Below are 12,546 nucleotides of genomic sequence, written 5' to 3'. Positions count from 1 at the left end.
ATCTCCTACAGACTTGATTCGACGCCGTGGCGCACGACGCGTTTTTCCAGGTCGCCGCCCAGCCAGTAACACAGGTCGGCCGGACGATCGATTTGCCAGGCGACGAAATCCGCGACCTTGCCGACCTCCAGCGAGCCATGGGTGCCGGCCATGCCCAATGCGGTGGCGGCGTGAATCGTCGCGCCAGCCAGGGCTTCTTCCGGGGTCATGCGGAAGCAGGTGCAAGCCATGTTCAGCATCAGGCGCAACGACAGTGCCGGTGAGGTACCCGGGTTGAGGTCGCTGGCGATGGCGATTTTCACGCCGTGCTTGCGCAGGGCTTCCATCGGTGGCAATTGGGTTTCGCGCAGGAAGTAAAAGGCGCCGGGCAACAGCACCGCAACCGTGCCGGACTTGGCCATGGCAATGGCGTCGTCCTCGGTCATGAACTCCAGGTGATCGGCGGACAACGCGTGATAACGCGCCGCCAGGCTCGAGCCATGCAGCGACGACAACTGCTCGGCGTGCAGCTTCACTGGCAAGCCCAGTTCCTGGGCGGTAATGAACACCCGCTCGACCTGCGCCGGGGAGAACGCCAGGTACTCGCAGAACGCGTCCACTGCGTCCACCAATCCCTCGGCGGCCAAGGCCGGGAGCATGTCGGCGCAGATGTGATCGATATAGTCGTCAGCGCGGTCCTTGTACTCCGGCGGCAGGGCATGAGCTGCCAGGCAGGTGCTGCGCACGCTGACTGGCAGTTCCGCGCCGAGGCGACGGGCCACGCGCAGCATCTTGCGTTCGTTGGCCAGGTCCAGGCCGTAGCCGGACTTGATTTCGATGCTGGTGACGCCATCACGCATCAGGCTTTTCAGGCGTTTGGCGGCACTGGCAAACAATTCGTCTTCGCTGGCGGCACGGGTTGCGCGCACGGTGCTGGCGATGCCGCCACCGCTGGCGGCGATTTCCGCGTAGCTGACGCCTTGCAGGCGCTGTTCGAATTCACCGCTGCGGTTACCGCCGAACACCGTGTGAGTGTGACAGTCGATCAGGCCTGGCGTGACCCAGGCCCCGTTCAAATCATTGACGGCCGGGTACTCGCCCGCCGGCAATTCACCGCGCGGGCCGATCCACTCAATGTGCGCTCCTGACGTCACGATGGCCGCATCCTCGATGATCGAGTAGACGCCTTGTGCCATGGTTGCGACGTGACAGTGTTGCCAGAGAGTTTTCATCCGTGGCCTCCATTAGGTTATCGATGAGAAAAAGTAGGGTCCTGCGTCACCAGGGCTGCCTGGCCCGCCGCCGGTTTCACCCACGTCAGGTAAGCCAGCACCAGCAACACGATCCAGACCACGCCGACGATCAGCGCTGCCTGGGTGTCCGGGAAATAGCCCAGCACGCCGAAAATGAACAGCATGAAGGCAATCGCCGCCGCCGGCGCATAGGGCCAGAGCGGTACCGGGAATTTCAGTTGCGCGACCTGCTCGGCGCTCATGGAGCGGCGCATGGCCACTTGAGTCACCAGAATCATCAGCCAGACCCACACCGTGGCAAAGGTCGCGATGGAAGCGATCAGCAGGAACACGTTTTCCGGGATCAGGTAGTTCAGCAATACGCCCAGCAACAGCGCAGCACTCATCACCACGACCGTCATCCATGGCACGCCATTGCGCGACAGGCGGGCGAAGCCCTTGGGTGCATGCCCTTGCTGGGCCAGACCGAACATCATGCGGCCAGCGCCGAAGATGTCACTGTTGATCGCCGAAATCGCCGCCGTGATCACCACGATATTGAGGATGGTGGCCGCCGAACTGATTCCCAGCTTGTCGAAAATCTGCACGAACGGGCTGCCCTGGCTGCCGATCTGCTGCCATGGAAAGATCGACATCAGCACCAGCATCGTCAGCACGTAGAACAGCAGGATCCGCAACGGTACGGCATTGATCGCCCGGGGCAGCACGTGCTGCGGGTCCTTGGCTTCACCTGCCGTTACGCCGATGATTTCAATACCGCCAAACGCAAACATCACCACCGCGAACGAAGCGATCAGACCGCCCATGCCGTTGGGCATGAAGCCGCCCTGGGTCCAGAGATTGCTGATGTCGGTCGCTTGGCCGGGGGCCGAGCTGATACCGAACAGCATGATGCCGAAACCACCCAGGATCATCGCGACGATGGCCGCGACCTTGAGCAGCGACAGCCAGAACTCCATTTCACCGAAGACTTTGACGTTGCACAGGTTCAGGCCGCCAACGATGGAAACGACACCCAGCACCCAGATCCAGCGGGAGACCTCCGGGAACCAGAAGCCCATGTAGATCCCGAATGCCGTGACGTCGGCCATGCCGACGATGACCATTTCGAATGCGTAGGTCCAACCGAGGATGAAGCCCGCCATCGGCCCCAGGTAGGTGCTGGCGTACTGGCCGAAAGAGCCGGCCACCGGGTTGTGCACCGCCATCTCACCGAGGGCGCGCATGACCATGAACACCGCCGCGCCACCAATCAGGTAAGCGAGCAGTACCGCAGGCCCGGCCATTTGAATGGCCGAGGCGGATCCATAAAACAGCCCGGTGCCGATAGCCGACCCCAGCGCCATGAAGCGAATATGTCGGGCAGAGAGCCCGCGTTTCAAACCTTTTTCTGGCTGTGCCATTTCTCGTCCCTAATTATTGTTATTCGACGCAAAATCGAATCGCGAGCGGACTCGCCCCCACATTGGATGGCATGCACCCGTGGGAGCGAGCCTGCTCGCGAAGGGGCCATTACAGGCTAGGCAGCAACTTGGCCGTCACCAGTTCGTTCAAGCAACGCGAGGCCAGCAGTTCAGTCGCCGCATTGATGTCCGGTGCAAAGAAGCGGTCCTTCTCGTAGAACGGCACGTCGTTACGCAGGATGGCCCGAGCCTTTTCCAGTTTTGGCGAAGTCTTCAAGCCGTTGCGCAGGTCCAGGCCCTGTACCGCCGCCAGCCATTCCACCGCGAGAATCCCACGGGTGTTTTCGGCCATTTCCCACAGACGCTTGCCAGCCGCTGGCGCCATCGATACGTGGTCTTCCTGGTTGGCGGAAGTCGGCAGGCTGTCCACCGAATGCGGATGGGACAACGCCTTGTTCTCGCTGGCCAGTGCAGCCGCGGTAACTTGGGCGATCATGAAGCCGGAGTTCACGCCACCGTTGGCCACCAGGAACGGCGGCAGTTGCGACATGTGCTTGTCCATCATCAGCGAGATACGGCGCTCACTCAGGGAACCGATTTCAGCGATGGCCAATGCCATGTTGTCAGCGGCCATGGCCACCGGCTCGGCGTGGAAGTTGCCACCGGAGATCACGTCACCTTCAGCGGCGAACACCAACGGGTTGTCGGAAACGGCGTTGGCCTCGATCGCCAGCACTTCGGCCGCCTGACGGAACTGGGTCAGGCAGGCGCCCATCACTTGTGGCTGGCAACGCAGGGAGTACGGGTCTTGTACCTTCTCGCAGTTTTCATGGGAGTCGGAGACTTCGCTGCGCTCGCCCAGCAGGTCGCGGTAAGCGGCGGCGGCGTCGATCTGGCCTTTCTGGCCACGGGCAGCGTGGATACGGGCATCGAACGGCGAGCGCGAGCCCAATACCGCTTCAACGGTCAGGCCGCCCAGTGCCAGGGCACCGGCGAACAGGTCCTCGCCTTCGAACAGGCCACGCAGGGCAAAAGCGGTGGACACCTGAGTGCCGTTGAGCAGCGCCAGGCCTTCTTTCGCGGCCAGGGTCAGCGGGGTAAGACCGGCAACTTTCAGCGCTTCGGTGGCTTCCATCCACTCGCCTTTATAGCGGGCCTTGCCTTCGCCCAGCAGTACCAGCGACATGTGGGCCAGAGGCGCCAGGTCACCGGAAGCACCGACCGAACCTTTCAATGGAATGTGCGGGTACACCTCGGCGTTGATCAGGGCGATCAGCGCGTCGATCACCACACGGCGGATGCCAGAGAAACCACGGCTCAGGCTGTTGACCTTGAGCACCATGATCAGACGCACCAGCTGATCGCTGATCGGCTGGCCGACACCGGCAGCGTGGGACAGCACCAGCGAGCGCTGCAGGTTTTCCAGGTCTTCGCTGGCGATGCGGGTCGAGGCCAGCAGGCCGAAACCGGTGTTGATGCCGTAAGCGGTGCGGTTCTCGGCGAGGATTTGTTCCACGCAGGCAACGCTGGCTTCGATCTGGGCCGAGGCACTGTGGTCGAGGGTCAGTTTCACCGGTTGCTGATAGACGTCACGCAGTTGGGCGAGGGTCAGTTGGCCGGGAATCAGGTTTAGCGCAGTCATTTTGTGCTCCTTTTGAGAGTTGTTGTTAACTCACCAGACGCTCCGGAGATGTCCGTTGTCCGTCGCGTCTGCCTTTTGGGGAGACGCGCCTTGGCACGCTGGTGTTGTTGAGATCAGTTCAGGTTTGGAAAAGCGTTGTGCAGCAAAATCGGGTCTTTCAATACCGCGGCAGCGGCGGCAATGTCCGGTGCCAACCAGCGATCCTGGTCGTAAGGGGCAACGTGCTCGCGCAGCAGACGCCAGGCCGCATCGGTGCCTGCGCCGAAGCGTTGTTCTTTCAAAAATTCAAACGCCTGGGCCGCCAGCAAATACTCGATGGCGAGGATCTGCGTGCAGTTTTCCAGCGCGCGATGCAGCTTCAACGCGGCGTTGGTGCCCAGGCTCAGGTGATCTTCCTGCAGGCCCGACGTCACGAAGTTATCCAGCACCGCCGGTTGCGCCAGTTGACGGTTCTCCGCGCACAGCGAAGCGGCGACGTATTGCACGATCATCATCCCGGAGTTCACCCCCGGGTTGGCCACCAGGAACGCCGGCAGGCCGCTGACGTGCGGGTTGATCAAGCGGTCCAGGCGACGCTCGGCGATGGAGCCGATTTCCGCCATGGCAATCGCCAGCAGGTCCGCCGCCATTGCCACGGACTGGCCGTGGGGGTTGGCCTGGGACACCACTCGGTAATTGTCCGCAGTGCCCAGCACCAACGGGTTGTCGGTGGCGCCGTTGAGTTCGGTTTCGATCTGTTTGGTCGCGTGAACCAATTGGTCGCGAGCGGCGCCGTGCACCTGCGGGATCGAGCGAATGCTCAGGGCATCCTGGGTACGGATGCCTTTGCTCTGGGCAATCACTTCGCTGCCGTCGAGCAAGGCCCGCAGGTTGATCCCGACCTGTTGCATGCCCGGGTGCGGCTTGAGCGCAATGATCTCGGCATCGAAGGCGTCGATCTGCCCGCGCTGGGCTTCAAAGCTCATGGCACCAATCACGTCGGCCCATTCCAGCAGGCGCGTCGCATCGGCAATCGCCAGGCAGCTCAGGCCGGTCATGCACGGCGTACCGTTGACCAGGCACAAACCGTCCTTGGCACCGAGCTTGACCGGTTGCAGGCCTTCTTCAGCCAGCGCTTGCTGGGCGGAAACGACCTGGCCGCGATAGCTGACATTGCCGACACCCAGCAGCGCGATGCCGATGTGCGCCATGTGGGTCAGGTAGCCCACGGAACCCTGGGACGGCACTTGTGGGGTGATGCCACGGTTGAGCAGCGCCAGCAGAGCTTCGACGACCTGACGGTGCAGGCCGGATTTGCCGTGGCTGTAGTTGACGACGGCGGCGCACATGATCGAACGGGTCTGCTCGTTGGTCAGTGGCGCGCCAACGCCGCAAGCGTGGCTGAGCAAGGTGTTGCGCGACAACTGGCTGAGTTGTTCGTCCTGCAGCGAGACGTTGCACAGCGCGCCCAGGCCGGTGTTGATGCCGTAGGCACGTTCGCCGCTGGTGACGATGCGCTGGACGATGGCCTGCGCGTTTTCGATGCGCGCCCAGATCGCCGCCGACAGTTCAAGCTGCGCGCCATCGCGGGCCACGGCAACCACGTCCTGCCAAGTGACCTGCGCCTCGGTGATAACGATTTTTTCAGCCTGGGACATCTTCAACCTCATCCAAATATTGATGCAGCTTCACCGCCGCCTTCGCGAGCAGGCTCGCTCCCACATTGGAATGCATTTCCCTGTGGGAGCGAGCCTGCTCGCGAAGAGGCCAGCTCACTCACTGCAAATCTCTTAAACCACCGCCGCCCGACGCTGCACAAAGCGGTCGACATACTCATCCGCCGGCGAATGCAGGATCTCTCTCGGCGTGCCGACCTGGATCAGGCGGCCGTCCTTGAGGATCGCGATGCGGTTGCCGATGCGCACGGCCTCGTCGAGGTCGTGGGTGATGAAAACGATGGTCTTGTGCAGAGTCTTTTGCAGCTCCAGCAACTGGTCCTGCATCTCCGCGCGGATCAGCGGGTCGAGGGCGCTGAACGCTTCGTCCATCAGGATGATGTCGGTGTCCGCGGCCAGGGCACGGGCCAGGCCCACACGCTGGCGCATGCCGCCGGAGAGCTGGTGCGGGTATTTGTTTTCGTAGCCCTTGAGGCCCACGGTGTTGATCCAGTGCAGCGCACGCTCGGCGCACATGGCTTTGGTTTCGCCACGGATTTTCAGGCCGTAGGCGACGTTGTCCAGCACGCTCTTGTGCGGCAGCAGGCCAAAGCTCTGGAACACCATGCTGATCTTGCGCCGACGAAATTCGCGCAGGGCTTCCATGTCGTATTGCAGGATGTCCACGCCGTCCACCAGGATCGCGCCGCTGGTCGGGTCGATCAGGCGGTTGAAGTGGCGGACCAGGGTCGACTTGCCGGAACCCGACAGGCCCATGATCACGAAGATCTCGCCGCTGCCGATGCTCAGGGACAGATCGTTCACGCCGACCACGCAGCCGGTTTCGGCCAGTACCTGATCCTTGGTCTTGCCCTGGCCGACCATGGCCAGCGCGTCCTTGGCACGGTTGCCGAAAATCTTGAAGACGTTCTTGACTTCGATCTTGCTCACGGTTGCGTTGTTCATTTGCTCACCTCATGCCGTGCGCGACCGTACGCCTGTGTAATGCGGTCGATCACCACAGCCAGAATCACGATCGCCAGACCGGCTTCAAGGCCTCGTCCGACGTTGAGGGTCTGAATCCCCACCAGCACGTCTTCACCCAGGCCACGGGCACCGATCATCGAGGCGATCACCACCATCGACAGGGCCATCATGGTGGTCTGGTTGATCCCGGCCATGATGCTCGGCAGGGCCAGCGGCAGTTGCACGCCGAACAGTTGCTGCCAGCGGTTGGCACCGAAGGCGTTGATCGCTTCCATCACTTCGCCGTCGACCTGGCGAATGCCCAGATCGGTCAGGCGGATCAGCGGCGGCGCGGCGTAGATCACCGTGGCGAAAATCGCCGGGACCTTGCCCAGGCCAAACAGCATCAGCACCGGGATCAGGTACACGAAGCTCGGCATGGTCTGCATGATGTCCAGCAACGGCATCAGTATCGAACGCAGGCGATTGCTGCGCGCCGAGAGAATGCCCAGCGGAATGCCGATCAACACCGAAATGATTGTCGCCACCATCATCAGCGCCAGGGTCTGCATCAGCTTGTCCCAGAGGCCGACCGCACCCACCAGGAACAGCAAACCAACGATGACGGCAGTGGTCACGACCTTGCGGGTCGCGTGCCAGGCCACACCGGCCACGATTGCCAGCATCAGCCACCAGGGTGCGGCGCGCAGCAGGCCTTCGAGATTGACGATGGCCCACAACAGGGTGTCGGAGATGTGCCGGAACACGTCGCCGTAGTTGGTGACCAGCGAATCGACCCAACCGTTGACCCAGTCGGCGATGGAAAAGGTAAAGCTTTCGGGAAACATAAGAGACTCTCAATCAAGGGGTTGCGATCAAGCATCCGACTGTCGTTGCCGACAGCCGGAGAAGCTCGACCTACAAGGCCGCGTCGATTTTCTTGGCTGCGTCTTCGCTCACCCATGCGTGCCAGACTTCAGGATGTTCCTTCAGGAAGATCTTGGCCAGTTTTGGTGATTCGATCCGCTCTTTGGTCATGCGTCCAAGGTTCTGGTTCAGCAGGTCGATTGGCACATTGACCTTTTCCAGCACTGTTACCAGTTCCGGCGCTTCGTCGTGGAAAGTCTTGGACAGGCCGACCTTGATGGTCACGGTCTTGTTCACGCCCGGTTTCTCTTCGAGTTTCACCGCGTCGATCTGGCCCATCAGCGGCGTTGGCGACCAGTAGTAGAACAGGATTGGCTCGCCACGCTTGTAGCTCGACAGCACCGCGGCATCCAGCGCCGGGCCGGTGCCTGGGCGGAAGTTGGTGTAGGTGCTTTCCAGGCCGTAGCTTTTCAGCATTTCGCTGTTGTCCAGCTCACAGGTCCAGCCGGCCGGGCAGTTGTAGAAACGGCCCTTGGAAGGCTCTTCGGCGTCTTTGAAGATCGCCGAGTATTTGCCCAGGTCAGCAATGTTTTTCAGGTCCGGCGCCTTGGCTTCCAGCTTGCGCTTGGCGTCGCCTTCGATCACGTAGCGCGGCACGTACCAGCCTTCGATCGCACCAACCACCGGCGCGCCGACACCGACGACCTTGCCGGCCTTCTCGGCCTTGTTCCAGACCTCGCTGCGGCCGACCCATTCTTCGGCAAACACTTGAATATCGTTGCTGCTCAGGGCGTTTTCCATGGTGATGGAGTTGCCCGGCAGGCTGTCAGTCTTGCAGTCGTAGCCTTTCTCCAACACGACTTGCATCACGTCGGTCAGCAGCATGGCGCTTTCCCAGTTCAAACCAGCGAATTTCACCGGTTTGCCCGACTCGCACCAACCCGCCGCCTGAGTGGCGCCAGCGCTGGCCAGCAGGCCCATGGAAAGCAATGTGGTCAGCAGGGTCTTGTTCGATTTCATTGTTGTGACGCTCCTAATCATGAATTGGCTTACGGCAGTCAAGAGGCATCCAGCCCTGTCCACGTCCAATCAGGCCTGCGCCGCAGCGCGACCCACATTCAGCTTTTGTTCGGTGATCGCGCCCTGCTCAACCGGCAGGATCAAACGATCAGGCACTGTGCCGTGCCATTTTTTTGCACACAGGTAATACAGGGCTGCGGGAAGCACCAGACCGATGATCCAGGAAATATCCACATCACCCAGGGCCGCCACCAGCGGACCGGTATAGAACTTGGTGGAGATGAACGGCAGTTGCACCAGCACACCGAACACATAGACGCTGATACCGAGAAGGTTCCAACGACCGTAGCGACCATTCGGATCGGCCAGCGCCGGTACGTCATAGCGCTCGCGAGTGATGCAGTAGTAGTCCACCAGGTTGATCGCGCTCCAAGGTGTAAAGAACGCCAGCAGGAAAAGGATGAAGGACTTGAACGCACCGAGGAACGAGTGCTGACCGAGCAACGCCATGAGGGTCGCAGCCCCGACGATGACCAGCACGAACACCAGACGCTGCAAGCGCGTTACCTTCAGGTCACCACGGAAACCGCTGATGATGGTCGCGATGCACATGAAACTGCCGTAGGAGTTCAGCGTGGAGATGGTGACCTTGCCGAACGCGATGCTGAAGTACAGCAGTGCTGCGGTGGCACCGGTACCACCCAGACCAACGATGTAGGCCACTTCGTGGCCGGCGTATTGCCCGTTGGCCGAAGCGGCAGCGAACACGCCGAGGACCATCGCCACCTGTGCACCAATGACTGAACCTGCGCCTGCGGCAAAAAAAGTTTTCACCGAGGAAGTCTTGCTCGGCAGGTAGCGAGAATAGTCAGCCACATAAGGGCCGAAAGCGATCTGCCAAGACGCCGCGAGCGACACCGCGAGCAGGAAACTGCTCCAGCTGAAGTGGCGGATTTGCAACAGTGCGCCAACGTCAACCTGGTTCATCAGACGGCTGAACAGATAAACAAAGGCAATCACGCCAATGACACTGGCAACACGGCCGATCCAATGGATCACCCGATAGCCGAGCACCGTGACCAGCACGATGACACTGGCAAAAATGAGGATACCGACGGTATCGCTGACGCCAAACAACTGGCCCAGCGCCTGGCCGGAAAGCACGGTTCCCGTTGCGGTGAAACCGAGATACATCAAGCAGACCAGCACGATCGGGATGGCCGCGCCGTACACGCCGAACTGTACCCGGCTGGAAATCATCTGCGGAAGGCCAAGCTTGGGGCCTTGCGCCGCATGCAGCGCCATCACGCCGCCACCGAGTAATTGACCGATCAACAGACCGATCAATGACCAGAACACATCACCGCCAAGCACCACTGCCAAGGCACCGGTGACAATCGCGGTGATTTGCAGGTTGGCACCCATCCACAGGGTGAACTGGCTTAACAGACGACCGTGTCTTTCCGCTTCCGGGATGTAGTCGATCGAGCGCTTCTCGATCAACGGTTTGTTGCTTGCACGTTCGCTGCTGGCAGCCATGGTTCAACCTCTGTGGATTGTTTGTTTTTGTTTTGATGCCTGTAGGAGCTGTGTAGGAGCTGTCGAGTGAAACGAGGCTGCGATCTTTAGAAAGATCAAGATCAAAAGATCGCAGCCTGCGGCAGCTCCTACAGGTTTTGCATCAAGCCGAAGCCTGATTTATTTGCCGGTGATCATCGGCAGGTTCAACCCTTGTTCCTTGGCGCAGTCGATGGCGATCTGGTAACCGGCATCGGCGTGACGCATAACACCAGTAGCCGGGTCGTTATGCAGCACGCGAGCGATACGCTCAGCCGCTTCGTCAGTACCGTCGCAGACAATCACCATGCCCGAGTGCTGGGAGAAGCCCATGCCGACGCCGCCGCCGTGGTGCAGGGACACCCAGGTCGCGCCGCTTGCTGTGTTGAGCAGAGCGTTGAGCAGTGGCCAGTCGGAAACGGCGTCGGAGCCGTCCTGCATCGATTCGGTTTCGCGGTTCGGGCTCGATACCGAACCGGAGTCCAGGTGGTCGCGGCCGATCACGATTGGCGCGGACAGCTCGCCGCTGCGGACCATTTCGTTGAACGCCAGGCCCAGCTTGGCGCGCAGGCCCAGGCCAACCCAGCAGATACGTGCCGGCAGACCCTGGAAGCTGATGCGCTCGCGGGCCATGTCCAGCCATTTGTGCAGGTGGGCGTCGTCCGGGATCAGCTCTTTAACCTTGGCGTCGGTCTTGTAGATGTCTTCAGCATTGCCCGACAGTGCAGCCCAACGGAATGGGCCGATGCCACGGCAGAACAGCGGACGGATGTAGGCAGGTACGAAGCCCGGGAAGTCGAATGCGTTTTCCACGCCTTCTTCCTGCGCCATCTGACGGATGTTGTTGCCGTAGTCGAAGGTCGGTACGCCCATTTTCTGGAACTCGAGCATCGCTTTGACGTGCACGGCCATCGATTGCTTGGCGGCCTTCACCACAGCGGCTGGCTCGGTCTTGGCGCGAGCGCGGTATTCGTCCCAGGTCCAGCCGGCAGGCAGGTAACCGTTGAGCGGGTCGTGGGCGCTGGTCTGGTCGGTGACCATGTCCGGGCGTACGCCACGCTTGACCAGTTCCGGCAGGATTTCAGCCGCGTTGCCCAGCAGCGCGATGGAGATCGCCTTGCCTTCTTTGGTGTATTTGGCGATACGGGCCAGAGCGTCGTCGAGGTCGGTAGCCTGCTCATCGACGTAGCGGCTTTTCAGACGGAAATCGATGCTGACCTGCTGGCATTCGATGTTCAGCGAGCAAGCGCCGGCCAGGGTTGCAGCCAGAGGCTGGGCGCCACCCATGCCGCCCAGGCCGGCGGTCAGTACCCACTTGCCCGTGAGGTCATCGTTGTAGTGTTGGCGACCGGCTTCGACGAAGGTTTCGTAGGTGCCCTGGACGATGCCCTGGCTGCCGATGTAGATCCAGCTGCCGGCGGTCATCTGGCCGTACATGGCCAGGCCTTTGGCGTCCAGTTCGTTGAAGTGCTCCCAGCTCGCCCAGTGTGGCACCAGGTTGGAGTTGGCGATCAGTACGCGCGGGGCGTTGCTGTGGGTCTTGAACACGCCGACCGGCTTGCCGGATTGCACCAGCAGGGTCTCGTCGTCGTTCAGGTTGGTCAGGCTTTCGACGATCTTGTCGTAGCATTCCCAGTTACGTGCAGCGCGACCGATACCACCGTAAACCACCAGTTCTTTAGGGTTCTCGGCGACTTCCGGGTCGAGGTTGTTCATCAGCATGCGCAGCGGCGCTTCAGTCAGCCAGCTTTTGGCGGTCAGCTTGTTACCGCGTGCGGCACGGATTTCAACGTCACGAAACTTAGTAGGTTTAATGTCAGTCACGAAAAAGACTCCTCAGCAATCAATCCAAACCAACCCAGGCAGTGGGCGAGCAAGCCAATGGGCATCAGTGCACACCAGCGAATCAGTGGACGATGGTTGAGTCCTCGTGACTCATACGCATACGTCTTTACTTGTACATACAAGCATATGCAATCAAGCGGCCAACTTGTTGGATGAGCATTCAAGAAAAATCATGAAACGGCTGGAGAGCGCCTGGAACAAGGGTTCTGGCGTAGATGAAATATTTTCTGGGGGATTTTTGTTGCGAGGGGGTTTTGTTACTTGAGCGAGGTTTTGCGCCACGCTGGGGCGTTCGGTAACAACATGGTGCGCTTTCGGGAACGCTGAAAAGCAAAAGATCGCAGCCTTCGGCAGCTGTGCACCCCGTAGGAGCTGCCGAA

9 protein-coding genes are annotated in these 12,546 nt (G+C 60.8%); all 9 read right to left on the bottom strand.

Annotation, left to right across the window (positions count from 1 at the left end; all coding sequences use genetic code 11):
- Positions 1–5: 5 nt before the first annotated feature.
- The 9 genes from hutI to hutU all read right to left on the bottom strand — a co-directional run bounded on the left by hutI (position 6) and on the right by hutU (position 12,145).
- Positions 6–1,211: an imidazolonepropionase gene (gene hutI / locus AABM52_RS01825; protein ID WP_347910122.1), complete on the bottom strand. Its 1,206-nt coding sequence runs from the start codon at positions 1,209–1,211 to the stop codon at positions 6–8.
- 17 nt (positions 1,212–1,228) lie between these two features.
- Entirely contained in the window at positions 1,229–2,635 is a 1,407-nt protein-coding gene (locus AABM52_RS01820; protein WP_046039597.1) for an amino acid permease, read from the bottom strand.
- Between the two features lie 109 nt (positions 2,636–2,744).
- Positions 2,745–4,277 carry a histidine ammonia-lyase gene (hutH, locus tag AABM52_RS01815; RefSeq protein WP_347910121.1) on the bottom strand — a complete coding sequence of 511 codons (1,533 nt, stop codon included), beginning with the start codon at positions 4,275–4,277 and terminating at the stop codon, positions 2,745–2,747.
- Between the two features lie 113 nt (positions 4,278–4,390).
- A complete protein-coding gene (gene hutH, locus AABM52_RS01810; protein WP_347910120.1) occupies positions 4,391–5,914 on the bottom strand; it encodes a histidine ammonia-lyase in 1,524 nt (507 codons plus the stop codon).
- A 132-nt stretch (positions 5,915–6,046) separates the two neighbouring features.
- A complete protein-coding gene (locus tag AABM52_RS01805) occupies positions 6,047–6,877 on the bottom strand; it encodes a glycine betaine/L-proline ABC transporter ATP-binding protein (protein WP_052960551.1) in 831 nt (276 codons plus the stop codon).
- Entirely contained in the window at positions 6,874–7,725 is an 852-nt protein-coding gene (locus AABM52_RS01800; protein ID WP_046039591.1) for a proline/glycine betaine ABC transporter permease, read from the bottom strand. The genes AABM52_RS01805 and AABM52_RS01800 overlap by 4 nt, the downstream gene beginning before the upstream one ends.
- Before the next feature lie 70 nt (positions 7,726–7,795).
- Entirely contained in the window at positions 7,796–8,764 is a 969-nt protein-coding gene (locus AABM52_RS01795) for an ABC transporter substrate-binding protein (protein WP_347910119.1), read from the bottom strand.
- A gap of 69 nt (positions 8,765–8,833) precedes the next feature.
- A complete protein-coding gene (locus tag AABM52_RS01790) occupies positions 8,834–10,303 on the bottom strand; it encodes a cytosine permease (RefSeq protein ID WP_347910118.1) in 1,470 nt (489 codons plus the stop codon).
- Positions 10,304–10,462: 159 nt separating this feature from the next.
- Positions 10,463–12,145, bottom strand: coding sequence for a urocanate hydratase (gene hutU / locus AABM52_RS01785; protein WP_347910117.1), 1,683 nt, complete (start codon positions 12,143–12,145; stop codon positions 10,463–10,465).
- Positions 12,146–12,546: the final 401 nt, after the last annotated feature.

The sequence above is a fragment of the Pseudomonas grandcourensis genome (assembly GCF_039909015.1).
GTDB classification, from domain to species: Bacteria; Pseudomonadota; Gammaproteobacteria; order Pseudomonadales; family Pseudomonadaceae; genus Aquipseudomonas; species Aquipseudomonas grandcourensis.
The sequence above is the reverse complement of the archived record's forward strand: the minus strand, read 5'-3'. Positions and strand labels throughout refer to the sequence as shown.